Origin of the sequence: Pseudomonas cerasi, assembly GCF_900074915.1 — a bacterium.
Classification (GTDB): Bacteria; Pseudomonadota; Gammaproteobacteria; order Pseudomonadales; family Pseudomonadaceae; genus Aquipseudomonas; species Aquipseudomonas cerasi.
In genome coordinates, this window is sequence record NZ_LT222319.1 from 3,793,149 (window position 1) to 3,814,994 (window position 21,846).

General features: G+C 58.2%; 37 protein-coding genes. 12 read left to right on the forward strand and 25 right to left on the reverse strand.

Annotated elements, in window-relative coordinates; genetic code table 11:
• Positions 1–109: 109 nt before the first annotated feature.
• Positions 110–667: a hypothetical protein gene (locus PCPL58_RS19210; protein ID WP_065350176.1), complete on the forward strand. Its 558-nt coding sequence runs from the start codon at positions 110–112 to the stop codon at positions 665–667.
• Here the strand turns inward: PCPL58_RS19210 and PCPL58_RS19215 are convergent.
• The 14 genes from PCPL58_RS19215 to PCPL58_RS19280 all read right to left on the reverse strand — a co-directional run bounded on the left by PCPL58_RS19215 (position 664) and on the right by PCPL58_RS19280 (position 10,881).
• Positions 664–1,059, reverse strand: a complete 396-nt coding sequence (locus tag PCPL58_RS19215) for a phage tail terminator-like protein (RefSeq protein WP_065350177.1) — start codon at positions 1,057–1,059, stop codon at positions 664–666. The two genes, PCPL58_RS19210 and PCPL58_RS19215, sit on opposite strands and share 4 nt — an antisense overlap.
• Positions 1,056–1,433 carry an HK97 gp10 family phage protein gene (locus PCPL58_RS19220; RefSeq protein ID WP_065350178.1) on the reverse strand — a complete coding sequence of 126 codons (378 nt, stop codon included), beginning with the start codon at positions 1,431–1,433 and terminating at the stop codon, positions 1,056–1,058. The genes PCPL58_RS19215 and PCPL58_RS19220 overlap by 4 nt, the downstream gene beginning before the upstream one ends.
• A complete protein-coding gene (locus PCPL58_RS19225) occupies positions 1,433–1,816 on the reverse strand; it encodes a hypothetical protein (protein ID WP_065350179.1) in 384 nt (127 codons plus the stop codon). Before PCPL58_RS19225 ends, PCPL58_RS19220 begins: the two co-directional genes overlap by 1 nt.
• Positions 1,817–1,825: 9 nt before the next feature.
• Entirely contained in the window at positions 1,826–2,821 is a 996-nt protein-coding gene (locus PCPL58_RS19230) for a structural protein (protein WP_065350180.1), read from the reverse strand.
• A complete protein-coding gene (locus PCPL58_RS19235) occupies positions 2,818–3,339 on the reverse strand; it encodes a DnaT-like ssDNA-binding protein (RefSeq protein WP_065350181.1) in 522 nt (173 codons plus the stop codon). Before PCPL58_RS19235 ends, PCPL58_RS19230 begins: the two co-directional genes overlap by 4 nt.
• A 52-nt stretch (positions 3,340–3,391) precedes the next feature.
• Positions 3,392–3,775, reverse strand: coding sequence for a hypothetical protein (locus tag PCPL58_RS19240; RefSeq protein WP_065350182.1), 384 nt, complete (start codon positions 3,773–3,775; stop codon positions 3,392–3,394).
• A 10-nt stretch (positions 3,776–3,785) separates the two neighbouring features.
• Entirely contained in the window at positions 3,786–4,745 is a 960-nt protein-coding gene (locus tag PCPL58_RS19245) for a DUF2184 domain-containing protein (RefSeq protein WP_065350183.1), read from the reverse strand.
• A gap of 1 nt (position 4,746) precedes the next feature.
• The gene (locus PCPL58_RS19250) at positions 4,747–5,226 is read right to left on the reverse strand and encodes a structural cement protein Gp24 (RefSeq protein WP_065350184.1); all 480 of its coding nucleotides are present in this window, start codon (positions 5,224–5,226) and stop codon (positions 4,747–4,749) included.
• Positions 5,227–5,235: 9 nt separating this feature from the next.
• A complete protein-coding gene (locus PCPL58_RS19255) occupies positions 5,236–6,303 on the reverse strand; it encodes a DUF2213 domain-containing protein (protein ID WP_232002823.1) in 1,068 nt (355 codons plus the stop codon).
• Positions 6,304–6,393: 90 nt separating this feature from the next.
• Positions 6,394–6,621: an Acb2/Tad1 domain-containing protein gene (locus PCPL58_RS19260; protein ID WP_065350186.1), complete on the reverse strand. Its 228-nt coding sequence runs from the start codon at positions 6,619–6,621 to the stop codon at positions 6,394–6,396.
• 1 nt (position 6,622) lies between these two features.
• Entirely contained in the window at positions 6,623–8,452 is a 1,830-nt protein-coding gene (locus tag PCPL58_RS19265; RefSeq protein ID WP_065350187.1) for an anti-CBASS protein Acb1 family protein, read from the reverse strand.
• Positions 8,449–9,714, reverse strand: a complete 1,266-nt coding sequence (locus PCPL58_RS19270) for a terminase large subunit domain-containing protein (protein ID WP_083188561.1) — start codon at positions 9,712–9,714, stop codon at positions 8,449–8,451. Before PCPL58_RS19270 ends, PCPL58_RS19265 begins: the two co-directional genes overlap by 4 nt.
• Positions 9,704–10,225, reverse strand: coding sequence for a DUF2280 domain-containing protein (locus PCPL58_RS19275; protein WP_065350189.1), 522 nt, complete (start codon positions 10,223–10,225; stop codon positions 9,704–9,706). Before PCPL58_RS19275 ends, PCPL58_RS19270 begins: the two co-directional genes overlap by 11 nt.
• Before the next feature lie 32 nt (positions 10,226–10,257).
• Positions 10,258–10,881, reverse strand: coding sequence for a putative metallopeptidase (locus PCPL58_RS19280; RefSeq protein ID WP_065350190.1), 624 nt, complete (start codon positions 10,879–10,881; stop codon positions 10,258–10,260).
• 79 nt (positions 10,882–10,960) lie between these two features.
• Here PCPL58_RS19280 and PCPL58_RS19285 point away from each other — a divergent pair, with 79 nt between their 5' ends.
• Positions 10,961–11,146: a hypothetical protein gene (locus PCPL58_RS19285; RefSeq protein WP_157893911.1), complete on the forward strand. Its 186-nt coding sequence runs from the start codon at positions 10,961–10,963 to the stop codon at positions 11,144–11,146.
• Between the two features lie 26 nt (positions 11,147–11,172).
• On the opposite strand, the gene PCPL58_RS19290 is transcribed toward PCPL58_RS19285, so the two are convergent.
• The 11 genes from PCPL58_RS19290 to PCPL58_RS19340 all read right to left on the reverse strand — a co-directional run bounded on the left by PCPL58_RS19290 (position 11,173) and on the right by PCPL58_RS19340 (position 15,874).
• Positions 11,173–11,418, reverse strand: a complete 246-nt coding sequence (locus PCPL58_RS19290) for a hypothetical protein (protein ID WP_413788846.1) — start codon at positions 11,416–11,418, stop codon at positions 11,173–11,175.
• A gap of 29 nt (positions 11,419–11,447) precedes the next feature.
• A complete protein-coding gene (locus tag PCPL58_RS19295; RefSeq protein WP_065350193.1) occupies positions 11,448–11,786 on the reverse strand; it encodes a hypothetical protein in 339 nt (112 codons plus the stop codon).
• On the reverse strand, positions 11,786–12,157 hold the full coding sequence (locus tag PCPL58_RS19300; RefSeq protein WP_007244263.1) for a hypothetical protein: 372 nt from the start codon (positions 12,155–12,157) through the stop codon (positions 11,786–11,788). Before PCPL58_RS19300 ends, PCPL58_RS19295 begins: the two co-directional genes overlap by 1 nt.
• Before the next feature lie 223 nt (positions 12,158–12,380).
• Entirely contained in the window at positions 12,381–12,920 is a 540-nt protein-coding gene (locus tag PCPL58_RS19305; protein ID WP_065350194.1) for a hypothetical protein, read from the reverse strand.
• A complete protein-coding gene (locus PCPL58_RS32355) occupies positions 12,917–13,048 on the reverse strand; it encodes a hypothetical protein (protein WP_269453952.1) in 132 nt (43 codons plus the stop codon). Before PCPL58_RS32355 ends, PCPL58_RS19305 begins: the two co-directional genes overlap by 4 nt.
• Positions 13,049–13,082: 34 nt before the next feature.
• Complete coding sequence (locus tag PCPL58_RS19310; RefSeq protein WP_065350195.1) at positions 13,083–13,355, reverse strand: hypothetical protein; 273 nt, start codon at positions 13,353–13,355, stop codon at positions 13,083–13,085.
• Entirely contained in the window at positions 13,352–13,795 is a 444-nt protein-coding gene (locus PCPL58_RS19315) for a RusA family crossover junction endodeoxyribonuclease (protein WP_065350196.1), read from the reverse strand. Before PCPL58_RS19315 ends, PCPL58_RS19310 begins: the two co-directional genes overlap by 4 nt.
• Complete coding sequence (locus PCPL58_RS19320; protein WP_157893940.1) at positions 13,788–14,363, reverse strand: hypothetical protein; 576 nt, start codon at positions 14,361–14,363, stop codon at positions 13,788–13,790. Before PCPL58_RS19320 ends, PCPL58_RS19315 begins: the two co-directional genes overlap by 8 nt.
• On the reverse strand, positions 14,356–15,321 hold the full coding sequence (locus PCPL58_RS30975; RefSeq protein ID WP_157893912.1) for a DnaT-like ssDNA-binding domain-containing protein: 966 nt from the start codon (positions 15,319–15,321) through the stop codon (positions 14,356–14,358). The genes PCPL58_RS19320 and PCPL58_RS30975 overlap by 8 nt, the downstream gene beginning before the upstream one ends.
• 2 nt (positions 15,322–15,323) lie before the next feature.
• The gene (locus PCPL58_RS19335) at positions 15,324–15,635 is read right to left on the reverse strand and encodes a CII family transcriptional regulator (protein ID WP_065350200.1); all 312 of its coding nucleotides are present in this window, start codon (positions 15,633–15,635) and stop codon (positions 15,324–15,326) included.
• A gap of 2 nt (positions 15,636–15,637) precedes the next feature.
• Positions 15,638–15,874, reverse strand: a complete 237-nt coding sequence (locus PCPL58_RS19340; protein WP_065351082.1) for a helix-turn-helix domain-containing protein — start codon at positions 15,872–15,874, stop codon at positions 15,638–15,640.
• A 115-nt stretch (positions 15,875–15,989) separates the two neighbouring features.
• Here PCPL58_RS19340 and PCPL58_RS19345 point away from each other — a divergent pair, with 115 nt between their 5' ends.
• The 10 genes from PCPL58_RS19345 (at position 15,990) to PCPL58_RS19390 (ending at position 21,839) form a co-directional block, all read left to right on the forward strand.
• On the forward strand, positions 15,990–16,640 hold the full coding sequence (locus tag PCPL58_RS19345) for a helix-turn-helix domain-containing protein (protein WP_065350201.1): 651 nt from the start codon (positions 15,990–15,992) through the stop codon (positions 16,638–16,640).
• 29 nt (positions 16,641–16,669) lie between these two features.
• A complete protein-coding gene (locus PCPL58_RS19350) occupies positions 16,670–17,008 on the forward strand; it encodes a Rap1a/Tai family immunity protein (protein ID WP_157893913.1) in 339 nt (112 codons plus the stop codon).
• A gap of 346 nt (positions 17,009–17,354) precedes the next feature.
• Positions 17,355–17,642 carry a hypothetical protein gene (locus PCPL58_RS19355; RefSeq protein ID WP_065350203.1) on the forward strand — a complete coding sequence of 96 codons (288 nt, stop codon included), beginning with the start codon at positions 17,355–17,357 and terminating at the stop codon, positions 17,640–17,642.
• Positions 17,639–17,896, forward strand: a complete 258-nt coding sequence (locus tag PCPL58_RS19360) for a hypothetical protein (protein WP_065350204.1) — start codon at positions 17,639–17,641, stop codon at positions 17,894–17,896. Before PCPL58_RS19355 ends, PCPL58_RS19360 begins: the two co-directional genes overlap by 4 nt.
• A 124-nt stretch (positions 17,897–18,020) precedes the next feature.
• Positions 18,021–18,389, forward strand: coding sequence for a hypothetical protein (locus tag PCPL58_RS19365; RefSeq protein ID WP_157893914.1), 369 nt, complete (start codon positions 18,021–18,023; stop codon positions 18,387–18,389).
• A gap of 124 nt (positions 18,390–18,513) precedes the next feature.
• A complete protein-coding gene (locus PCPL58_RS19370; RefSeq protein WP_065350206.1) occupies positions 18,514–19,035 on the forward strand; it encodes a zinc-finger-containing protein in 522 nt (173 codons plus the stop codon).
• A complete protein-coding gene (locus tag PCPL58_RS19375) occupies positions 19,032–19,835 on the forward strand; it encodes a PD-(D/E)XK nuclease family protein (RefSeq protein WP_065350207.1) in 804 nt (267 codons plus the stop codon). Before PCPL58_RS19370 ends, PCPL58_RS19375 begins: the two co-directional genes overlap by 4 nt.
• A gap of 6 nt (positions 19,836–19,841) precedes the next feature.
• Entirely contained in the window at positions 19,842–20,792 is a 951-nt protein-coding gene (locus tag PCPL58_RS19380) for a hypothetical protein (protein WP_065350208.1), read from the forward strand.
• Positions 20,793–20,798: 6 nt separating this feature from the next.
• Positions 20,799–20,999, forward strand: coding sequence for a hypothetical protein (locus PCPL58_RS19385; protein WP_057458394.1), 201 nt, complete (start codon positions 20,799–20,801; stop codon positions 20,997–20,999).
• Between the two features lie 9 nt (positions 21,000–21,008).
• Positions 21,009–21,839, forward strand: coding sequence for a hypothetical protein (locus PCPL58_RS19390; RefSeq protein WP_065350209.1), 831 nt, complete (start codon positions 21,009–21,011; stop codon positions 21,837–21,839).
• Positions 21,840–21,846 lie beyond the last annotated feature (7 nt).

Here is a 21,846-nt window from a genome sequence, read left to right on the forward strand (position 1 = left end):
TATTTGCGGGCGTAAAAAAACCCGCGCAAGGCGGGCTGGATGTGGATAGACGCGGTTGATCGGAATAAGATCTGGGCTTCAAAACCCCAGGAAGGCATAGGTAATAGCAATGGACACGTGGACTATCGTAGTTAATATCGCTCAAACATTCGCAGCAGTGGCAGCAGCTGCATCTGCAGTGTTCGCTGGATTGACAGTCAAGAACTACCTAAAGGACCGGGCGAACGCCCATCTGCTCAGTCACGCAAAGACAAGCCTGCAACGTGCGTTTGAGGCTTTGTGTGGTACGACTCAAGCTGGCGCACCTCCTCACGATAGATTGGCATGGCTTACTTCCGCACGATTGATAGAGGAATATAAAGCAACCAAAGAACGTATCAGTGACAAGCTCACATTACAGGAGTGCGAGAGTCATGAAGAACATTGGCGTCACCAGTTTTACATGAGGCTTGAGGCCCTACAGGCTGGACCTGCGAGTTACTTCACACCAAGACCTCAAGGGTCGGAAATTCAAAAAACGTCAGCGATCATAATTCACCATTTCGCCACATGGCCGGAGGGAAGAATCGATCCCCTCTCGAAGTACCAGTCCTCAGATGATACGTACGATAAGCTTGGAATCCATATGAAATGGTTCCACCTTCGCATCTTCTGCAACCGTCCTTAACCAGCCCTGAACCGGGTATTCACATTGATCTGATAGAAGCCTTCGTACTCGCCTGCGTCGACCTGGCTGGCCTCGATGCACTCAAGGTCGCCTTCGGTCCAGTAGGCAAAGTGCGCTTCCAGAGCGTCGGCCAGTTCATTCAGACCGCGCATGCCAGTGCGCAACCGAGCAAAGCACTGCACGACGATGATGCCGGGCTTGCGGGTGTAGGGCTGGTCGGCCATGCCAGCCATGAAGGCCGTGGCGTGCTGGATGTGTAGGCGGCACCAGAGGCCGTCGGCTGGCGTGTCGAATGCATCGGGCTGGTTCGGATACTGAATCCTTTCCTGCGCGATACCGGTAAACGTCACCATTCGCGCGGTGATCAGCTGGCGGATCTGCTCATAGGTCATGTGTATTGATCCGATACGCCGACAAAGGTGATGCCGTAGACGCCTGCGGGTGCTTGTGCGGAGTGCCCGTTCTCCAGTCGCTCGGCGTATGGCAGGTTGTTCTGGATGTAAACAACTGTGTACGGCTTGAGCGTTGACAGCGCCGATATCCCCGCCGCCCTTGTCGGACCACCATCACGGTCCAGCGATGTCGTGGTGCTGAATACCGGAGCCCCAACGCTGACGATGTTGTTGGCTCGGAACAGGCCGGTGTCCACCGGAGCCCTGCTGATGACCTCGCCATGCATCGCCTTGACGATGTTCTGCATGTGCTTGACCAGATCCTGCTCGATGACTTGCACAAAGCGGGTCGGTGGAATGCTCCAGCCTGCCATCACGTAGCCCTCAGCTGAATTTGGAAATGCACGCGCGCTGGATCAGTGACAACGCCCTCGACGCGATACTTTGTGCTCAAGCCTGTCCCAAGGTCGCGAGCCACAACGTCGTGACCTGCCTGCGGTATATCCGTGAGCTCGTTCGTTAGCACGATCAGCAGAGTGTCGGTGGCAAGGATTCGATCATTGTCGATCTGGTCCCGCTTGAACTTGGTCGAAACTCCGCGCCCGGTGTACGTAACGGTTTGTCCCGTGGCCACTTCGCTTACAGGGTCATAAACACCTGGCCCCAAATAGGAGCCGGTGAACGGTGTCATCAGCTCGGCGAATGCCGTATCGAAGAGATTGCCGAATGACGGCTGCATCGTGTCTCTGATGCCCATAATGGCCGCCTAAATTCTGAGTTGAACGATTGAGTACTCTGCCGTGCATCGGCACCTGGCCCGCTCGCTAAGGGGTGCACCCAACGATGAGTCGCATGGGAACATCAGCAGGGCGCCGCGCGGCGACATGAACGGCTGATCTTTGTCGACTTGCTGACCATTCATGGCCGAGTGACTGAACCTGACCTTGTTGTCGCCGCGAGACTTCCACGTCTTGATGAAGCTCAGTCGACCCTTGCTACGGGCAACAACCTGACGCCACGCTTGGTCACGGCCCTCGTTGAAGGACTCGGCGACAAATGTCTGGGCGACCATTTCTGCCTGGGTGGCCAGAAGCCTATCGGCGTACCGCCCAGTGATCTTGTTGACCGCTTCTTCATCCAATGGCTTGCCGCTTTTGATCGCCGCCCTGACAGTCGGGTCGAAGCGACGATCACGCCGGACGCGCAGAAGGTACTGCCGCAGCATGGCTTTCTCGCCACTCAGCAGCTGGGTTTTTGCGAGGGTCACACTTTCGGCGTAGCCACCGCTCAGGCCGATGACACCGCCAGTGCGCTGCCCGGTCTGCTTACTGATTCTCCCAATCAGGTCGAGCGCCATCTTTCTGGCTGAATGCCCGCTGGCCGATCCGTTGGCCATCACAGCTCTTACAGCTACGACCTGATCAGCTGCTGCCTGGCTGACAAGCCTGTTGGCCTGCCCCGCCATGAATCCGGCAGGTTCGGCAGCGTGAAAGTCCAGGTCCTTGCTGATGCCTTTGACCTTGATGCCCGCCGCTTCGGTCTGCGCGCCTTTGACGTAGGCAGTGCGCAGATGCTCGATCAGTGCGGCGAAGATGCCGATCTGCACGGCAGCCACCACCGCACTTTCGTCGCCCGAGTCAATGGCGCGCTCGACCTCGGCCAGGCTGACCGAATCAAGCGACTGCGCTACCTGCGCCAGGTACGCACGCTGGGCGGCAGGCTCAAGGCCTTCAAGGGCCTGCAGTACCTCAGCGGCCTTCATACAACAAACACCGCGATACCGCTGGCAACCTTGCACCCAAGCAACGGAGCAATCAGCTCATCAACGACGGTGATGACCGGCCGGGTAGGCACACCAACGTCGGTGCTTGCCGCCTGATACTCAATCTCCAATACATCGACCTTCTGCCGCTTTATTGCGGCAGATGCGACGTAGTCGGGGCTCAGGCTACCCGGCACTGCGATCTCTCTCAGCGCAGCCTCGTAGGTAGCCTGTACGACCTCAACAGGTATCTCTTCCGTAGGGATTTCGTATCCCTCGGTGTCGGTAGCTCCAGTGCGAGGCCATTGCAGCGCTTGCGCGCGGCCGCCAGTCTTTGCGCCGGAGAACAGGGACTCCCAGCGCCCGCAGCTGTTTTGCGCCTGAAACTTGCCATCAATGTAAGCCGATGCCCGGATCAGTGCGGCCTGCTTCGGCTTGTCATCGCCATTCCAGGCGGTGTTCGCACGGGCAGCGTGATAGGCGTCGGCATCTGCGACGGTTCCGTAAAAGTCTGGCATCGGGATGTCTCGAATAGGTGGAGCGACGTGTGCGCTCCGGGTTTTGCGGGGTTTACGGCTTGGCTGCAGCCAGTGCGGCCTGCAGGGCTTCCAGGTTCGCTTCCTTGTCGAACTCGACGTTCAACGCAGTCAGCTCGTCGATGACCTTCTGCTTTTCAGCAGCGGCCTCGGCTTCTGCCAGACGCTTCTGCAGGGTCTCGACACCAGAATTCTTTCCAGCTTCGATACCCAGTGCTTTCAACTTGGCCAGCAGTTCGGCCTTCTCGTCGGACTCAGGCTTCACAACCTCCTCGAAGCTGAGAACGTCGATTTTGCGAGCCTGAACCAGATCATCGCCTTCAAGCGCCAGGTCCCGACTTTCGCCGGGCCGAATCATCTTGATAGTGCCGCCCAGGTAAACCCCCCAAGGGGCGGTGCCGCTGTTCGTGACTTTCATAATGATCCCCTTATGCAGGTGCGGAAACACGATCCATGTAGGCCATTGCGCCCGGCAAGCGGACCTCAACGCCACCGGTGCGCGCGATGATGCCGGTCTCGAAGCCCATGATCGACTTCTGGTGAACCGGCAGAACCATGCGAGGCATCGGCAGGTGGAAGCGAATCACGTCCAGCGCCTTGCGGTACGCCACGATACGGCCGCCACCATCGCCACCAGCCGTAGACTGAGCGTCAGCGGTGAGAATGGTCAGCGGGCGCTTGGTGCGGGCCGTGTACACGTTGGAGGTGATGAAGCGCTCCAGAATGGTCGGACTGTTCGCTTCGGTGCCCACGAACGTGGTGGAGATGTAGTCCATCACTTCCAACGGCAACGAAATGGTGTCAGCCAGCTCAACGTTGTTCGAAGCTTGAGGAACCAACTTCAGCAGGTTGTTCAGATCGGCCAGCACCTGAAGAGGCGTCTTGTCCACGAACAAAGTGGAGCCGTTCAGGCCAGTTGCAGCTGCGTTGATGGTCTGGACGTTGCTCTGGTTGGTGAACCCGCGCCAGTTCTTTTCGGTGCTGCCGGTCACGGCGATGTCGTACAGCAGGCGCTCGGTGGAGCGACTGGCAGACATGGCCTTCAGGTCGTTGAGGTTGCGGCCGTAAAGCGCGGCGGTGTTGACCTCTTCCAGGTTCCACTCCCAGCCGGAGCCGATCATCGCGAAATCATGGGAGCCTTCACCAAACGAAACCTGGTTGAAAGGCATGTCGTTGCCAGCCCCGGAGAGGAACTTGGCCTCACCAGCCAACTGCTGGCTGTAGAACTGAGTACCCACGGCCCACTGGTTGCCCTCGGTGACCACCGGCATCAGATCGCGGTAGCTGTACTCCGGGTAGCGCGCCTCGTAGATGGCCGCTTCGATGTTGCGGCCTTGGGCCACAACGAATGGCAACGCTGCTTGAGCGTCTTGAAAAGCTTGAGACATGTTACGCGCTCCGGTTCTTGAGGGAGATTTCCACGATGTCGCCCGCAGCACCGGAGGTGTCGAAGAAGGCATTCGGGATCGGGCCAACAATGCCGGTGCCGGCCGCGTTGGTGTAGGTGTTGGAGGCGGTCACGAAGTAGACGGGATCACCATCAACCACAGGAGCGCTTACTGCGACGTACATCTGACCGCGCTGACGGATAGCGGCGGTGCAGTACTGCGGGTAGCCATCGACCAGCGTCGAGCCTTTTGCCACAGCCGGTACGGCAGGGTTCAGCTTCGCGATGCCGAGGAACTTGCCACCAGTAGCGAACGGAACCACTCCGTGATCACCCGCGCCGCGCTGCACTGGCTCGCCGAAGCGGACGCCGGCAGCGTTTTCGATGGTACGACTGATGTCGTTCTTGATTTCTTCGTTCGCCGACGCGCCGTGCAGGCCTTTCGCTGGGCGATCCGGGTAGGACGTTTGATAAGCGGCCATGATGGCTCCTTACTTGGCAGGCTGGGTGGAGTTGAGGTCTTCCAGCATCTTGGCGCGGGCAGCGGCAGCAGGATTGGTATTCGGCTTGCTGTCCTGCTGGATCATGTGCTGACGGAAGGGGTCATTGCCTGGCTGCTTGGCGGCATCCTCGACGAGGATCTCGAAGCGCGCGTCGACATAGTCGCTGGACTTGCCAGCCACCGCAGCGTCACCCAGCTTGGCGATAACGACAGCCTTGCGGATGTCAGCATCGGTTTTGCCGGTGTAGTCCGCATCGGCAATGATCTTGGCCTTGCTGATCAGGTCAGCACGCGCCGTGACACGCTTGTCGATGTCAGCATCGCTGAGCATCTTCGCCTTCAGATCGTCAATCTCGGCATCCTTCTTGGCCAGTTCGCCGTCCTTCAGCGCAATCGCAGTAGCGTGCGCGTCGGTCAGGGTCTTGGTGTTGCTGCCGGCATCGTTGAGCTGCTTAGCAAGCTTCTCGATGGCCTGTGCGCCTTGCTCGGTGACATCAATGGAGATGCCGTCGACAAGGAGTTTTCGCAGTAAATCAGCCATGTCATGGCCTCCTTTTGGGTTTTCTGGTTTGTGGTCACCTATGCGAAACTCTTCGCCAGCCCGTGCGCTGTGCACAAGGCTGAGGTGATTCATTTTCATTGGGCCCAGGCTGACGTGATATGCGTCACCCTCTGGCGTCACACCATCTTGGAAGATGATCTCAGCGCCATAACCCATGGAGAGCTGTCGCTTGCCCGCTTCAAAGTCCGTGATGGCCTTGGCGTCCATGAGGACCAGCGGAACTTTCACTCGCTGACCGTCACGAATGACCTCGCCGCCGGTGTTGCCGATAGCCACGTCCTTCCAGTTCTTTGAGTTGACGCCGTCGCCGCCAGGGTGATCGTTGGTCATGGGCCGGTAGGCGTAGGAGTTCATTGCGTCTGCGTGAAACACCGAGCTTTCTGGCCGGTACACCTTGACGATCGGAACATCTCGCAGCCCGTGGTCGTTATTGGGGTCAATCTCGGTCCCGAGATAGTCCTGAATACCCGTGCGGGCCACGTATGCCTCGGCCACAAGGTATCCGTCCGCTGTGCGCCGAACGCCAGAGACTGGTATTGAATCGGTGAAAATCATTTTCTTCCCTTGGCTGGTGCCGCCCGGCTGCTAGAACGTGGACGGCTTGGCAACTGCTCGGGTAAGCGCCATAAGGCCGGTTTGCAAATCAGTAGTGCCGATGTCAAGCCAGCGCTGGTTGAGGTCAGATCTCGAGCTCAGCCGGTCGACCAACCTGCCTAAAGCGACGCCGTGAGCCTTGATATCATTCATGAGCGCAGCATCTTCTTCGCTGAGCTGGCGGTATCCCGTGATTTTTGGTTGGGTAAAGGTTTCCATGTCATGCCTCCTGAATAGTGGATTTCCAGTCGGTGTTGACCTCTTCGAATATCTCCGGGCCAAACTCGATGGCGCCCCGGTACGGCTCGACCATGCTCAGGTCAACGCTGCCGGGTTCGTAGGTTAAGGTGATGTGCGGCTGATACTCCGGCCAGTCCCAAGAGGCGCCAGCCTCAACGATGGAGACGTGTCGCCAAGCCAGCTCGGAACTGTTGAACAGCAACACCACGGCGTCTTCGCCAAACTTGTCGATCAGCCTTGCGCCACCTGGTGCAATCTTGAGCTGGCCCTTGCCGTCGCCCGACCACGATTCGCCGACCTTCATCCAGTCAACCGGGTTGCGGCTGTAGGCGATGGTGACGTGCAGGTCTGCCCCGGGCAGCGTGGTTTCAAACCCCTGCGACTTGGCCCAGGCGATAATCTCGCCTGCGTTGGTGACCTTTCGCGAGACATACAACGTGCGAGGCGCTGCATCAGCAAGCGCCTTGCGATCCGGTAGCTGGTCAGCAGCGCCAAGATCGTCAACGCCGGGATCGCCTTCGGCCTCTTCGTCCAGCTCATCGCCGAACTGCTCAATGGCTGCTTCGAGGCCGGGCATGATGCTCAGCTCGACCAGCAGGTTCACTGAGGCCTTGGAAAGGGCATCAGGCGGGAACAGGCCGGAATCCTTCAGCGACTTGATGGTGTCTGCCGTGGTCTTGCCAATGTCGGCTTTGTCCTTGGCCGTGGCCTGCCAAAGCGGCGACCAGCCGTAATGAACTTCCTTTGGCCTGCTGCCCAGCGCGGAAAGAATCAGGCACTCGTCCAGCACGCTCATTGCTGGCTTGATCTCCAGCTTCTGGCGTGACGCGACGTTGTCGTAGTAGTTGCGGGTGTTCTCTTCGCCGTTAGAGTTCAGACCGCCGGAGGACTGCCCGAACATGCGCGTGCCGGGGATATCGAAGGCACCGCAGACGCCCTGCTCGGTTTTGGCGATCACATCGGGCAACGTGCCGAAACTGGCCGACTTGGACGAGTGAGTTTCTGTGCCGTCGAGGATCAGCGTGCCGTTGATGCCCTTGGCGGTCGCTGCCAGCCTCAAACGCTCCAGCAGGTTCCTCTCGTAATTCTTGTCTTGCAGGCTGCTCATCAGATTGGGAATGTTGATGACGTCGATCTTCGCCTCGTAGACCAGGCTCACAACGTTGGCCACCGTCTCGTCGTAGTGCTTGACAGCTGGCATGGCAGACAGCAGCACCGAGTCGCCCCAGCCGAAGGCCGTGCCCATAGCCAGTTCCGGATCGGGATGACGCACGCCGATAAAGATCACCAATCGCGACGGGTGAATCTCGACGTTAGAGCCGGGAAGCCGGTAAGCCTTGGGCCAGCCGAATCGGTCGCTTTGCGGGTCCTGCTCGATCTCAGTGGCAGCCAGCTGGCGTCGAGTCATCACAGTCAGGTACTTGATTCCACCCTTGCCCAGGCGATCGGGGCTCAGCGCGGACGACGTATCACGCTCACCGGTGCCGATGAACACAGCAGCACCACCGAACAGACGAGCCTTCAATAGAGCCTCAAGAATCTTGCCCTGTACGTTCAGCCGGGCCTCTTCGGCCTCTATCATCTCGATCTGGTCCTTGGATGCCTGCCAGTTGCGCCAGTTGCGACAGGCATCAACAGCGGGGATCGTGACGCCCTTCTGGGCGGTCCACGAACTGCGGAAGGCATTCAGCAGTTGCTGGTCGTCCAGTTCATTGGTGACATATTGCGAGTGGGAAGCTTTGTCGCGCGCGGTACCCAGTCCAGCGACGAGGTTCTGCAGGCTGTCCTTTAGGTAGCTTATTGCGCTCATGAGTTGCTCACGTTTGCGAGTGTGTAGCCGCCCGCAATCGGGAAGCGCTGAACAATGAAGTAACCCAGTGCGTCGATAGGGTCTTCAGCGCCGTCTTTGTTGGGTTGACCTTTGTCGTCATAGGCCTGCTGCTCAAGCACCTGAGTGGTGACCGGGCAGTTGTCGGTGTTGATCCGGTAGCGGCGCTGGCCCTCGCCATTCAGGAGCACGGCGTTCACAGCCAGCACCCGGTCGCGCACCTCAGGATTGGATGGGTTGACCATCACCATGAAGCCCGCAGCGCGGAGCAAGCTGTGATCTGACTCGCTGCCGTTGACGGACTTCCGGTTCTTGCCGCTGGCGTCCGGATAGACCGTGATGCTGTGCCCCGGGAAGCGGCGTTTAAGTTCCTTGATCATGGCCGGCGTATCGAATATCGATGTCGCCTCCTCAAGCAGACGAGGCAGGCCGTCACGGATGACGTGGATCGTTGCCGCCATCCGGTTGATGTTGAAGTCCATGCCAACGTGCAACTGCTCGCCTGGGCGAATCCTTTCATCCGTGTGGCAAAGGCGCCTGTCGAAGTTCGGGTACACGCTGCCGGACGTCAGGTTGACGAATAGGCCGTCGATGTAGGCGTCTACCAAATTGGCCGGGTAGGACTTGCGCAGCGACGGGATGTAATCCTTCGGCAGATTCTTGGCGTTCTGCCGCGTGGACGCGTGCACGATGCCGTAGAACTGGCGTTGCGTAGGATCTGCTGCCAGCTCCTTGACGAACTTGCGGTATACCCAGTTGAAGCCCTCGGGCGTCGTGGTCACGTCGATGGTGTTCATGTCGCGGCCAGGCCAAACCGTGGACATCCGCGCAATGATCTTCTTCCAGGCGCTATCGGCCTTCTTGATCGGCATACAGTCGATCTCGTCGACCAGCGCGTGCGCGATGTTGAAGCCAACGATACGGTGCGGGTGCTCCATGCTTTTGCAGATGATCGTCGAGAGGCATCTGCCCTTCTTGTCCCTCAAATAGACGCGTTTGTTGCTTGCCACGATGTCAGCGAACAGGCCGAACGCCTCGGCAACCCCCGGCAGGGTGTCGTAGAAGATGTCAGTGATCTGCGGATAGGTAGGAGCAAAGTAGCCCTGCGGTATGCCAGGGAACTCCAGCGCGTTGATGCACATCCGCACGCAGCCCACGAAAGTCTTGCCGCTGCGGTAGCCTCCGACGAAGGCCATGAACTTGTTGTGGCTTTTGATGAACTCGAATTGAGGCTTATTCAGCATCAGGATCGGTTGCATCTTCCACCCCGATGATTACTTTCTTTGGCTCGGGCAGACCCTGGTCAGGGTCTTCCAGTTCTCGCTGAAGCTTTTGAATGTTCAGGCGCTTGATTTCATCGTCTAACGATTTGTCTGGCTCTACCCGGCGATTGACGTAAGCGTCTCCGACCTCTTTCGCTGCCTGTTCAAGAATCTGCATGGCCAGGCTTATGTTCTTCATGCCCTCGGCCCGCTCAACGAATCGGTTCATAGCTCGCAGTCGGTAGGCGCGGTTAGCGATCGGTATTTCAGTTGTCTCTTCGCGGAATCGCTTGCGGGCGGTATGGAACAGTTCGGCCCACTTCTTGCCCAGACGCTGTCCCGCGAACTTCGTGGGATCATGTGATTCGCACTGCTGGCGGGTGATTTCGATTCCGAACTCGATCTTGACCGCTGCAACTACCTGGGATGGCGTATCAAAGCAGGCCAGAGCCTGAACGATGAAGGCTTTGACCTCGCTTCGTAGTACCGCCATATGGTTTCCATCCGTCATAACCTGTCATGGAGTCAGGCCGACTTGAGCAGACAGGTTCCGCAGGCCCTCGAAATATTCAATTTACCTACCTCAGCAGGCTTGTTTGCAGCGTCGACCAGTCGCTGAACGTCTGGGCTTGCCCCATAGCGACGGACCACACCGACGAACTCTTCGACGTCGTGGCCGCGCATCTCAAGCTTCGGTAATCCGTCTTGCGTGAACTTGGGCGCGCCGTACTGATCGGTTGCCTGGGCGATGTGGTACAGCTCATGCTCAACCAGTGCGCAGAAATCAGCGTCGCTGCACTGTGAGCAGTAATCGGCGGCCAGGGTGATGATGTAGCTCGGCACGAAGCCGAACCAGTCACGCATCTGCTGTTCCATCCGAGCCTTCTGCCAACCCCCGGCACGGAACGCTACCTGTTCGGCCTGGCCCAGCACTGTGCGACCCTGCTTCGTGAATGCAGACGAGGCCCACATGATGCAAATGTCAGCATCAATCAGATGGGCATGGTCTTCGTTGTGGATGCTGCCGGTGTTGGCAACGATCTCGGTTTGGACCCACTCCAGCACATCAGGCGCGGGAGTGAGGCGTATGCCGGAGTTGGACATATCCGAGACAACGACTAATGTTGCTGCAGGATATGGCCTTTCCATGCTAAACCTCTTAACACTTGTAGCCCCCGCTTGTCAGCGCAAGCGAAGGCTTAAATTAATCTTGCAGAGGAAACGCGAAATGACTAAGAAATTCTTCGTTGAGAAACGCCCTAAAAAATCAAATCACCAAGGCAATGAATTGGACTACGTTCCAATTGAATCCAAAGAGTTTCATGTGGTTACAGAGGAAAATGGCAAATCACTCGCAAAGCATCAAACATCGAAAGAGGCGCAAGACGATTGCGATGAACGAAATCGAGAATGAAACGATTTCCCGCCCCTCCCGCATACTCAGTCGTCAGTATCTAGCAGCACGTCAATCAGTTTCTGCTCACCCAGGCGCATAGCCCCCAAGCATTGCAGGTCGTCACACTTCGGGCCGAGACCGAATACTGTCACTTCCCCCTTCGGTCCGATCAGCGTCAATGCGCCTACCGTGCACTCTGGATGCTCACCCGCATCGAGGTCGTCAGCAATCTTGCGCAGGGTTTTCGCAGCATCACGCCACCCCTCACGCTTGATCTCTATGATTTTCATGCTCATGCGCTACTCCACTGTGTGGCGCGTTACGGCGTCTGCCGCTCTACCGCCTCGTTGACCTTGTCGGCGGCCTTACTGGCAACCTCTGCCGCTTCGGTAGCCTTGCCGGCGGCACCTTCAACCTTCACAGCTGCTTCGGTGGCGGACTTGGCCAGCTTGTTCAGACGCATATCACGCTGAATGGTGGCTTCGTCGTAACCCCGGCGAACTTCGGCGACCTGGGCGGTGTACCAACTGGACAGACGCCACTCGGCGACCTGAAAGCCCAGCATTGCGCCACCGGCCAGCAGCACGACTGCGATCAGCCAAACCTCGACTCGTCTCCACCAGTGGCGGGCCATGAAATTGATTGCGCATTTTTCCATCAGCTGTTTCCTCCGAGTTGAGTGCGCAGACGGGAGATCTCCGAGCTCTGCGATGTCACTTTGTCGGTGAGCTGCGCGACCTGGCTGGTGAGGGCATCAATTCGCCCTTCCATCCTGCCGACAGCAGCGGCGAGTTCGTTGCGTTCTTTGGCGAACTGATCGGCACGGGCCTCGGCCTCTTTCCGTGCAATGCGTTCAGAGTCGAGCAGTTCGTTCAGCCTGCGGACGGTGCCGATATCGGCGTTGTCCATTGCACGGTCGGTCGCGTCCCTGGAGAGGAATTTCCTCAACCACAGGAAGCCACCCAGCAGGATTGTGCCCGTACCGCCCAGCCAGGTAGCTGTGCCTGGGCCGAGGTCGGTTGGGTCCATCTTTACTCCGGAATAAAAAGGGCCGTCAGGGCGGCCAATGAGGAACAAGGTACGAATGAGGCCCTCGCTGAACTTGGCGATCAGCGTTTCCAAGGGGTTGGGGTAAATCGCAGGCACAAAAAAAGCCCGACGGTTAAGCCGGGCTTTTGTGGTCAATCCCCTATGCACGCAGGAATGACAGGATGGGGTGGATAATGGCTCACTGGCTCAGTCGCCGTCAAACTCAATCTGCAATCAAAATGCCTTCAGCCTCCAAAATGTGCTGAGCTTCGGTCAGGGCGACGTCTACCGCGCTTTCGAGCCCCTTGCGAATGTCACGTCTCCAACGCTCCTGCGTTTTGATGGGATGCGGGTCGTCGCTCCAGTTGTCCATCTCGTACCAGGCGGCTGGAAGAACATTTGTACTGCGCTTGCCATCAACGCCAGGCAGCTTTGGCATGGCCCAGGTGACGATGGCGCAATGACGAAACCGCTCTGGCGCCGGAGACCGGTACTGCTTGGTGATTTCGGTGATCGCCGCGTGCTTGCGATCTGTGTGCGTGGAGAACTTCGCCACTAGCGCGCGCCAGTGCTCTGGGCTCAGCGCCTTGTGCAGGCGGCCGAAAACCCAGCAGTCGGTCAGGAACGCATCCTCATTGCCGACGATCTCACCCTTCTGCTTTGCGCATTGAACCTTCTGCTCAAAGTCGCAGCCGCCGGCTGAGTTGATGGTTTCCGCAGCAAGCGCCCGGACCACTGCCGCTACAACGTTCCGATACATCATGCCGCTTCTCCCGTCTTCAATTCTCTGTTCAGTGACGGGCACTTGCCCGTGATTTGCTTGATTTCTTCCGCCGTGCTTTTGCGCGCCTCGCTTGGGCCGCCGATCTGAGTCACTGTGGCGATGCTCATGACGGCAACCCCTTGTGGCACGCTAAAAGTGTCATCAAGCACAAAGACCTCGAAGGCGAGGCAGGCAATGATCCAGTGCGCTATGCCCCGCTGCCCCCCACATAATCGCGTCAGTCATTTCAGCGATGACATGCGTGAACGCTACAACCGGTTCGCTGGCCTCGTCGAAGTGGAACGGGTGTACGGCGCGCTTGAAACCGAGCATCGCCTGGGGCTCTCCTGGCTGTTCAAGATTGGCTTCGACACACAGCAGCACCCAACCGTCGGCGAGTTTGTGCGTGGTCCAGATCAGTTTGGGCGTGGTCATGATGGCAATGCCTCGAGGGGGACAACACGCACGTACACGCCGGGCGTGGAGCTGAAACGCTTGCTCAGGGAGACGTTAACGACCTGCACGTCATCCCTGAATACGATGCCGTTGATACCGTCACAGATGGCTTTCAGGACGTTGTCGGCGTCTGGTTTCTTAGTGGGCATGACCTGGCCTGCCAGTGCCTGGGCGGTTTTCTTCTTCGACCATGACGCGGCGATGGGAACCATGATGCGCAGTTCCATCAGGACAGGGCCTGCCAGCAGCTCGCGTTCGGCCATGACCTCGTGCGCAGCGATGGCGATGCGGGATTCGTAGTCTGCGGTCTTGGTCGGCGTGAACGCACGCGCATGGCCGTTGACGGTGGTCATGCGTGGCCTACCCTTGCCGATTGGCTCACCGGGAACGAGGAACGTGACGGGCTTGTGGTCAGACATTCGCGCTTCTCCGGATGCCGAGCTTTGCCAGCAGCATGGCGCGGCAGGCCTTGGGGTCTTTGGGGATTTCGAGGACATCGAGAATGCGATCGCCTTCCTTGCGGGAATGCTCGAGCTGGACCTGTCGCGGATCGCGCATGCTGTCGTGGCCGACGCCGTGAGCAATGCGCCCTTCCAGCTGTTGGCCGGTCTGAGCCCTGCGCATGACGATGGCGTAGTTGCGTTCGAAGCGTTGGCGCAGCGCCTTGTCGTTGCTGTCTGATCCGTGCAGGTCGAACGTGCTGGTGGCTTCTGCGGCAATGCGCACGGCTTCGTGGGTGTACTTGCCTGACCTGGCTTCGTCCCACGCCTGCGCCTCGGTCGGTAGGCCCTTGACCTGCAAGCACAGCGACAGGAATACGTTCGCAGGTGGTGGCCAGTCGAATTCATCACCACGCTCGATCAGCGCGTGCAAGCCGTTGGCAAGCTGGGTGCCGGTGACGCCAGCAAGGACCTTGGCCCAGGTGTGTTCAGGGTCAGCGATCACGCCAAAGCTTGAGGTCCAGCGGTGTCCGTAGAATTCAGCCATCTTGATCCACAGCTTGTCGAGCAGCGTTCTCGAGAGCATCGCGCTCTGCGATTGCGGCTCGGACACGGTCTGGAGCAGAGAGGGGGCCCTGTCGAGCAGGTCGCTGGTTGCGATCTTGGGAACCACTGCCCTGATGGCCTTGGGAATTTCCCGATAGTTCGGCGTTTTGGTTTCCATCGGTAGATCTCCCGTTGGCCTGCTGGTGGCGAAGGTCACGTTTCAAATGCTGGGCAAGTGCGTGTTCCCACTTGGCTTGGGTGCGGTGTTCGTCAGGGGATGCGATCCAGAACGACTTGAATTCGAGCAGTTGCTCTTCGTCGAACTGCTGGTTGGCCATGCCGTTCATGGTCAGCATGGCGGCGAATGTCTTTTCGCAAGGGAGCCAATCGGGGTTCATGCTGAACTTGGCCCGAGAGTCGAAAACGTCCTGCGCGTAGAGAGGTGGTGGTGTTTTATCTAATCTCCTCTCCTCTTCTCTGTCGTGACATGGCGTGTCGGTGTGTGACATGTCGTGACTAGCTGCGTTTTGAGCAGCAGCTTTTTTTCGTTCGCGCTCTTCTCGTTTTCGCTGGGCTGCCGATTTAGCACCGAATTCATTGACCCTTGCGTCCTCACGCTTCGGCTGGCGCACTTCCCACCCGGATACCAAGTCGCCGTCAAGAACGCGACCCTGCATGGCATCAAGAATGGATCTGACGTGTGCGATATCGAGGTCGAGAGCGGTGGAAAGACCCTCGATAAAATTGATTTCGTGACATGTCACGCTTGTCACGTTTTCGCGTGACATGTCGTGACAGAACAATCCGTCTACGTGACCACGGTCAGGATTTGAGGAGGCCATCACCAGCAAATGGCAGTAAATCGCCATAACTTCCGAGATGGATCGACCTGAGACGCGGGCGATCGTCCGCCACTTCGGGTCATTGGGCATGTCATGCCAGAGTCTGAGCCAATCCATGATCAATCCCACCCGAGCGGGCCAGGCCGCTTTTTCTCAGCCTTCAACCCGATCTCTGCCAGGGTTTCCAGCGAGTGCAGGTAGGCAGGCGTCACGAGCATCGCGGACTGCGGAACGACGCGCAGGCCGAGGAACGACAGCACCTTGGCCCATCTTGCGTACTCTCCCTCGTTCCACCTCGAAACCGTGGACTCACTCAACCCGGTTTCACGGGCTATCTCTTTCTGACCCACGGACAAAACCCGCTGCAAGATCAGGGTTTCCGTCTCCCGTGCGGTTTCGTCTGTATCCGGGCTTACTGAGTTCGTCGACATGGTCAGGCAGCCTCAGAAGCGCCTTTGAAGCGCTCCGGATAGAGGATATGGATTTCAGTGATCTCTCCATCGAATACCCGACTCAAGTTTTCGGCCAGCGCTGTGGATGCACGCTGGACCCCACGCTCTACGCGGGACAAGTTGCCGGAATCGATGGTGTCACCTAACTGGGAAAGACGTGCCGAGACATCGGCGAGCGTCCATTTCCTGGCGGTTCGTGCACGTTTTAAGGGAGTCATGGCTGTGCCCTGAATGGATTTCAGGAGCGATTCTGCGATTAGCGCAGATTTAAAGCAAACAAATTCTGCGCCAACCGCTTTGCGCATAACGCAGCAACACCGGAAAATCAGCGCCATGGAAATTGGACAGATCATCAAGAACGCGCGGAAAGCCAAAAAGCTTTCGCAGGAACAACTCGCCAACCAGGTCGACTACGACACTGGAAACTTGTCACGCCTAGAGCGCGGGCTTCAAAGCACCACGCCAGAGAAGCTCAAGCGGATAATGGACGTACTCGGCATCAAACTGGCTCAGATCGGTCAGGGATTGGACTCGCCCCAAGACAGTGGAATGTCGAACGTGCAGATGGCCCTGCAGCCAAACAGGGGGCCTAAGGAATATCCATTGATCAGTTGGGTAAGTGCCGGCGAATGGACGGAATCCTACGACAACTACCCGGGTGATGCGGAAACATGGCTCGCATCTGTAGAAAACGCTGGAGAAAACGGATTTTGGCTTGATGTGCGTGGGGATTCTATGACCTGCGCGGGCAATCCAAGCTTTCCCGAAGGCTCACGCATCCTTGTGAGGCCCGAGGCAGAATTGATCAGTAGCAAATATTACGTGGTGAAGCTGGAAAACGGCGAAAGCACATTCAAGCAATACATTGAAGACGCTGGGAACAAGTATCTACGCCCATTGAACCCCAGCTACAGGACGATAGAGCTGGGCGGCAGCTTCAAAGTTATTGGTCGGGTAATTGATACCAAGATGAGCGGACTCTAATAGGGAAAATTACGAGTATGAATATGAATATGAATATGATCAAGGTATTGTTAATTCTTGCCTCAATCATTGCGCCTAGCACTGCATGGTCCTTCACCGGAAATGATTTGGTTGAATTTATTCCCGACTTTGAAGCCACTAAAGGAACGTTTGGAAACGGTTTATTTATCGGCTATGTGATAGGCATTACCGAGCTTGGTAGTGGAATCTTGTTCTGCCCACCAAGCAACGTCACACACGGCCAGAGTGGTGCAATCGTCGTAAAATACCTGCGGGCGCATCCTGAAGATTGGAACTGGCCAGCAGCTACTTTGGTGACTGAAGCTCTGAAAAAAGCTTATCCAGAGTGCCCCGCGAATAAAAAGTGATCCTTCTCCTTTGAAATGAGCCCGCCCCGTGCGGGCTTTTTTTCGCCCTCTTTTTGCCTCCCTCAAAATCTGCGCTTGACGCAGAATTAATTCTGCGCATAATGCAAAACATATTCTGCGATTAGCGCAGATATGGAATCCGGCGAAAGCCAGCGCTCTTTAAAAACCAAACGATTCACCGCTGATGGCTTGGAAAGGCTTTGACGCGCTGGGCGTGGGCGATACCCACACTGGCTGCGCCGTATAGACCTCGGGGCCGTTGGCAATAACGAATGCATCACCTCTGCCCGTTCGATGTTGAGCGGGTTTTGGGATGCAAACAAACGCCACATTGGAGGGCGAACACATGATCCATGAAGTGATTGTTGAGGGGTTTGTCCTTCAAGTGGACGTAACCCATTGCGAGAACAGCCCGCCCCAGCCGAACAACCGCGACAGCGATTGGGATTGCATCGGCACCCGCGAACTTGAATACAAGCTGCTGTCCGGCATCACCTACGACAGCGCCGGCATCCGCATGGACTGCTCTGGATGGGACTTGCGCGAAGCCTCACGACTGCACGATGCGCAGATCCGGGCAGCACTCTGGCGTGAGATTGACAGCAGCCTGTTCAGGCAGCGGTGGGCAGCATGAACCGCTCAGCCAACGCAGTGACGATGATCGAACGCCAGATAGCGCAGATCGGCACGTCGCAGTACCCCGACGCCGAGTTCGTCAAGGGGATGATTCAAGCCAATTACGCCCACGGCTTCATCGATGAGCGTCAGTTAGTGGATTTTGAAGACAGGGCAAGCGAGGCGGCGTCAAGGCGTCGCCTGGCATTGCGCAGCGAAAACATGGGGCGCCGACTCGGTGCCCTCAACTTGTTACACGGGGGTGCGCAGTGACGATCATTGCCAGAGACATAAAAGGAATTATCGAAGCCCTGCATCGTCGGGGCATTTTTTTGGTCGCTGATTTGCCTGGACCCATGCGGCTCAAGCTGAGCAAGCGCGGGATGCTTATTGCGAGGTGCGCATGAAGAATGCATATGGCAGGGCCGCAAAGCTGGCTGCCGACTACGCCAAAAACCGTAGCGATATTCGCACGGTATCTCAGAGCATCGCGCTCTTGACCGACTTCCAGCGCGAAGACGGCGGCGTGCATCTCGACGATGTTCGAACCGAATACCTTGAAGACGGCGACCGCTGGCGAGGCTGGCAGCATGCAATCGAGCATGTTCAAGGCTGCCGCGCCCCTGACGATCATGACCCCATCAGCGACGCACAGCGGGAACTGGCGATGCTGCTGGACAGGAAAGCGGCGCTACGTGTTGAAGCCGGAAAAATCAAACGAGGCATCGTAGCGGCTGGGCGCTGCCTTCTGGACGTGCCGTTTTGACCCGCCACCAGCGCATCACCCGCCGCCGCATCTGGTGGGTGTCGGCCATCACCGGCGCCCTCTTCTTCGCAATCACCCTCTTCGGCCCCGCAATCGGCGGCCTGATCACTCAATAGGTAAACCCATGCCGATCGATCCTCGGGCAAACGCCCCCGAGCGTATTGCTGCACCTGCGCCGCTGCCTCACGTCAGTCGCCGTGCACTTAAACGCGTAAAAAATCCTCTGCCAGCGCCTGCCCAATGCCGCTACTGCGCCGGCGACGTGTCGCTGGTGTGCAACAGCGAAATCTATAACGGACGCTCCTACGGGGAATGGCCTTACGCCTATCTCTGCACTGATTGCAAAGCCTACGTCGGCCTGCATCCCTCGACGGATATTCCGCTGGGCACGCTGGCTACCGCCCAGCTTCGCAAAGACCGCAACACCAGCAAAGATTTGTTCCACAAGTTCAAAGAAGCCCGTGGGTACACGCGCACGATGGCTTACGAATGGCTGGCGAAGGAAATGGGAATACCTGTTGCCCAGTGCCACTTCGGATGGTTTGAGCAAGAAGACTGCGCCAAAGCGGCAATGGTTTGCATTAATGCTCTTCCCTCTACATCTGCGATGCTCCAAGCGTTCGCTCAGGCGAGGGCCAGAGTATGAGCGTAACCACCGTCCGCGCCTCGTCGTGGGGCTCGCTGTTCGACTGCGCTTACAAATGGGAAGGCGTTCACTTGCTGGGCATCAAGAGCCCGAGCAGCCCACGCGCCCACCTGGGAACGTCGATCCACGCCAGCACCGCGGCGTTCGACGTGTCCCGTATGAACGGCAGCAACCTGAGCGCTTACGACACCGCCGAGCTGCTCATCCACACGTTGCGCAACCCTGACCGTGAAGTCGATTGGAAGGCCGACAAGCTGACCATCCAGGAGGCTGAGCGCATCGCCCTGCCCCTGCACACGAAGTATTGCAACGAGGTCAGCCCGCGCTACGAATACCTGGCAGTCGAGCGCACAGCCACGCCGCTGGAAATTGATTGCGGCGGTGGCGTGATCATTCGCCTGACCGGCCAGCTCGACCGGGCGCGTATCTGCAAGACCGGCGACGGCAAGGGCATCGCTGACGTGAAGACGGGCGGCGCTGCCGTCAGTGAGGGCGTGGCGAAGACGAAAGGCCACGCCGCGCAGATCGGCACCTACGAAATCCTTGAAGAACACACGACTGGCGAGCCCTGCACCGCCCCGGCCCACATCATCGGGCTGAAAACGAAGGGCAAGCCGGAAGTCGGCATCGGCGAGATTCGCAGCGCCAAGCAAATGATGGTCGGCACCGAAGACTTTCCCGGCCTGATCCAGATCGGTGCCGAAATGTTCCGCACCGGCCTGTTCCCGCCAAACCCCCAGAGTTTCCTATGCAGCGCGAAGTATTGCCCGCGCTGGTCAACCTGCCCCTACCACGAGTAAACGACCATGACCCAGCAAACCACCTCACTGGCGCAGATGCAGACCAGCGCTGTCGCCACACCAAAGAACGATGCCCCGATGTCGCTGCTGACCGGCTCCGGCTTTGAACAACTGCAGCGTGTTGCCAAAGCGCTCGCCGGTTCGACGTTGGTGCCAGTCCAGTACCGCGCTTTCACCGAGGTAAAGAATTACGGCAAGGTCACTGGCCACATCCCGAACCCGGCCGGCCTGCCCAACTGCGTAGTCGCGCTGAACATGGCGTTGCGCATGGGCGCTGACCCGCTGATGGTCATGCAGAACCTGTACGTGATCGAGGGTCGGCCGTCTTGGTCAAGCCAGTTCATCATCGCGATGCTCAACAGTTGCGGTCGTTTCAGCCCGCTGCGCTTTGACCTGAGCGAACCCGGCAAGACAGAAGAACTGACCTACACCGCCACGTTCTGGAAAGACGGCAATAAGGTTTCAGAACCACGCAAGGCGAAGATCAAACACCAAACCTGTACGGCCTGGGTGATCGAGAAAGAAACCGGTGACCGTCTCAACGGCCCGACGATTTCCATGCAAATGGCCATTGATGAGGGTTGGCTGACCAAGAACGGCAGCAAGTGGCTGACGATGCAGGAAGTGATGTTGCGCTACCGGGCGGCAAGCATGCTGGGCCGTCTGTATGCCCCTGAGCTGCTGATGGGCTTGCAGTCACGCGAAGAGGTTGAGGATTTCATCGACGCTACTGCCGATGGCGCAGGCACCTACTCGGTGGACGTCAGCGACCTGCGCAACAAAGAGCCCGAAGCACCGTCGATCATCGAAGAAGACGGCCAGTCGGTTGATACAAAAACAGGCGAAATCGTCACAGAAACGGCGGAAAACGCGACAAAAACCGCTGATCCGGCACCAGAAACTCCCGACACCGTGACGCCAGAGCCAGCCGACACCGACGGCCTGGCTTTCGAGTAACCCGCCATGGCCGCCCTATCCGTCGAAGAGCAATACGACCGGGTGGAGGAATTCGCCGTGCTGTTGGCCGCCGCCGAGTTACTGGCGGCCAACGACTGGGAAGTGACCTTTACCGACGACATTCGGGCCGGCTTCAAGCGCCACGGCCCGCGCACCCACCTGAGCCCCGCACAGCGCCAGACGCTGGAGCGCATCGCCAATAACTGAGGAACACCCATGAAGATAGAACACATCGAAGCGATCAATCGCGCCCGTATGCATGGCGTCCACCCTATGGTGCTTGCTCACCAGTTGATGGTGCACGACCTCGTCGAGGCTGCGCTGTTCGAGCTGCGCAATATCAAAGCGCCGTTTCCCCGCCTGAGCGAAGAAGATCAGCAGGAAGTGATCGACCGCCTCACCTCGCTGGCCGAAGACGCTGTGACCGCTGCTATCAGCATCATCAGCTCGCGCAGCGTCGACACCATCCCGGTGACAGTGGTTGACGCCAAGTTCAAGGCCAAGGCCATCACAGTGACCGCCGCGATTGATGCTCAAGACCCTAACCGGCATGGGCTGATCGACGTGGCGGGGAAACTCTGCTTGCTGGTGCTGGCTCCGAACGACTACGCGGAGGGCAAAGACGGCATCCGCGCCGAGCGTGACCAGCGCGAATTGCCATTGAGCGCCGGAGCCATTGCAGAAGCTATGCACCGCGGTCGGTTCAAGTCTGAGGAAGATGAACCGGACTTCGACGAGGTAGAGCAAAAGGATCTGCAGCAGGCACCGCAACAGCACAAGCAGGCGATGGAAGAACACCAGCAACTGCACGGCAAAGAGTTCGGCGATTACACCTACGAAGACGCCAGCCAGCTGGTTGTGCTGCACGCCACCACCGTGGACGTGACATGGCTGCAACGTCGTCTGGCCATCGATAGCGATCAAGCCACCACCCTGCTGCTGCGCCTCGTCGACAACAACGTCATCGAGCTGGAAACCGAAGCCGAGCAGTCCATCGATAACACCTACAAGGTCATTGCCGAACTCGGCAGCCTTTGCGTGGAGTAACGCCAGC

Excerpts from the sequence above, each read along its gene's own strand:
- PCPL58_RS19210 (WP_065350176.1), top strand. The coding sequence starts at position 110 with ATGGACACGTGGACTATCGTAGTTAATATCGCTCAAACATTCGCAGCA.
- PCPL58_RS19215 (WP_065350177.1), bottom strand. The coding sequence starts at position 1,059 with ATGACCTATGAGCAGATCCGCCAGCTGATCACCGCGCGAATGGTGACG.
- PCPL58_RS19220 (WP_065350178.1), bottom strand. The coding sequence starts at position 1,433 with ATGGCAGGCTGGAGCATTCCACCGACCCGCTTTGTGCAAGTCATCGAG.
- PCPL58_RS19225 (WP_065350179.1), bottom strand. The coding sequence starts at position 1,816 with ATGGGCATCAGAGACACGATGCAGCCGTCATTCGGCAATCTCTTCGAT.
- PCPL58_RS19230 (WP_065350180.1), bottom strand. The coding sequence starts at position 2,821 with ATGAAGGCCGCTGAGGTACTGCAGGCCCTTGAAGGCCTTGAGCCTGCC.
- PCPL58_RS19235 (WP_065350181.1), bottom strand. The coding sequence starts at position 3,339 with ATGCCAGACTTTTACGGAACCGTCGCAGATGCCGACGCCTATCACGCT.
- PCPL58_RS19240 (WP_065350182.1), bottom strand. The coding sequence starts at position 3,775 with ATGAAAGTCACGAACAGCGGCACCGCCCCTTGGGGGGTTTACCTGGGC.
- PCPL58_RS19245 (WP_065350183.1), bottom strand. The coding sequence starts at position 4,745 with ATGTCTCAAGCTTTTCAAGACGCTCAAGCAGCGTTGCCATTCGTTGTG.
- PCPL58_RS19250 (WP_065350184.1), bottom strand. The coding sequence starts at position 5,226 with ATGGCCGCTTATCAAACGTCCTACCCGGATCGCCCAGCGAAAGGCCTG.
- PCPL58_RS19260 (WP_065350186.1), bottom strand. The coding sequence starts at position 6,621 with ATGGAAACCTTTACCCAACCAAAAATCACGGGATACCGCCAGCTCAGC.
- PCPL58_RS19265 (WP_065350187.1), bottom strand. The coding sequence starts at position 8,452 with ATGAGCGCAATAAGCTACCTAAAGGACAGCCTGCAGAACCTCGTCGCT.
- PCPL58_RS19270 (WP_083188561.1), bottom strand. The coding sequence starts at position 9,714 with ATGCTGAATAAGCCTCAATTCGAGTTCATCAAAAGCCACAACAAGTTC.
- PCPL58_RS19275 (WP_065350189.1), bottom strand. The coding sequence starts at position 10,225 with ATGGCGGTACTACGAAGCGAGGTCAAAGCCTTCATCGTTCAGGCTCTG.
- PCPL58_RS19280 (WP_065350190.1), bottom strand. The coding sequence starts at position 10,881 with ATGGAAAGGCCATATCCTGCAGCAACATTAGTCGTTGTCTCGGATATG.
- PCPL58_RS19285 (WP_157893911.1), top strand. The coding sequence starts at position 10,961 with ATGACTAAGAAATTCTTCGTTGAGAAACGCCCTAAAAAATCAAATCAC.
- PCPL58_RS19290 (WP_413788846.1), bottom strand. The coding sequence starts at position 11,418 with ATGAAAATCATAGAGATCAAGCGTGAGGGGTGGCGTGATGCTGCGAAA.
- PCPL58_RS19295 (WP_065350193.1), bottom strand. The coding sequence starts at position 11,786 with ATGGAAAAATGCGCAATCAATTTCATGGCCCGCCACTGGTGGAGACGA.
- PCPL58_RS19300 (WP_007244263.1), bottom strand. The coding sequence starts at position 12,157 with ATGGACCCAACCGACCTCGGCCCAGGCACAGCTACCTGGCTGGGCGGT.
- PCPL58_RS19305 (WP_065350194.1), bottom strand. The coding sequence starts at position 12,920 with ATGATGTATCGGAACGTTGTAGCGGCAGTGGTCCGGGCGCTTGCTGCG.
- PCPL58_RS32355 (WP_269453952.1), bottom strand. The coding sequence starts at position 13,048 with ATGAGCATCGCCACAGTGACTCAGATCGGCGGCCCAAGCGAGGCGCGC.
- PCPL58_RS19310 (WP_065350195.1), bottom strand. The coding sequence starts at position 13,355 with ATGACCACGCCCAAACTGATCTGGACCACGCACAAACTCGCCGACGGT.
- PCPL58_RS19315 (WP_065350196.1), bottom strand. The coding sequence starts at position 13,795 with ATGTCTGACCACAAGCCCGTCACGTTCCTCGTTCCCGGTGAGCCAATC.
- PCPL58_RS19320 (WP_157893940.1), bottom strand. The coding sequence starts at position 14,363 with ATGGCTGAATTCTACGGACACCGCTGGACCTCAAGCTTTGGCGTGATC.
- PCPL58_RS30975 (WP_157893912.1), bottom strand. The coding sequence starts at position 15,321 with ATGGATTGGCTCAGACTCTGGCATGACATGCCCAATGACCCGAAGTGG.
- PCPL58_RS19335 (WP_065350200.1), bottom strand. The coding sequence starts at position 15,635 with ATGTCGACGAACTCAGTAAGCCCGGATACAGACGAAACCGCACGGGAG.
- PCPL58_RS19340 (WP_065351082.1), bottom strand. The coding sequence starts at position 15,874 with ATGACTCCCTTAAAACGTGCACGAACCGCCAGGAAATGGACGCTCGCC.
- PCPL58_RS19345 (WP_065350201.1), top strand. The coding sequence starts at position 15,990 with ATGGAAATTGGACAGATCATCAAGAACGCGCGGAAAGCCAAAAAGCTT.
- PCPL58_RS19350 (WP_157893913.1), top strand. The coding sequence starts at position 16,670 with ATGAATATGATCAAGGTATTGTTAATTCTTGCCTCAATCATTGCGCCT.
- PCPL58_RS19355 (WP_065350203.1), top strand. The coding sequence starts at position 17,355 with ATGATCCATGAAGTGATTGTTGAGGGGTTTGTCCTTCAAGTGGACGTA.
- PCPL58_RS19360 (WP_065350204.1), top strand. The coding sequence starts at position 17,639 with ATGAACCGCTCAGCCAACGCAGTGACGATGATCGAACGCCAGATAGCG.
- PCPL58_RS19370 (WP_065350206.1), top strand. The coding sequence starts at position 18,514 with ATGCCGATCGATCCTCGGGCAAACGCCCCCGAGCGTATTGCTGCACCT.
- PCPL58_RS19375 (WP_065350207.1), top strand. The coding sequence starts at position 19,032 with ATGAGCGTAACCACCGTCCGCGCCTCGTCGTGGGGCTCGCTGTTCGAC.
- PCPL58_RS19380 (WP_065350208.1), top strand. The coding sequence starts at position 19,842 with ATGACCCAGCAAACCACCTCACTGGCGCAGATGCAGACCAGCGCTGTC.
- PCPL58_RS19385 (WP_057458394.1), top strand. The coding sequence starts at position 20,799 with ATGGCCGCCCTATCCGTCGAAGAGCAATACGACCGGGTGGAGGAATTC.
- PCPL58_RS19390 (WP_065350209.1), top strand. The coding sequence starts at position 21,009 with ATGAAGATAGAACACATCGAAGCGATCAATCGCGCCCGTATGCATGGC.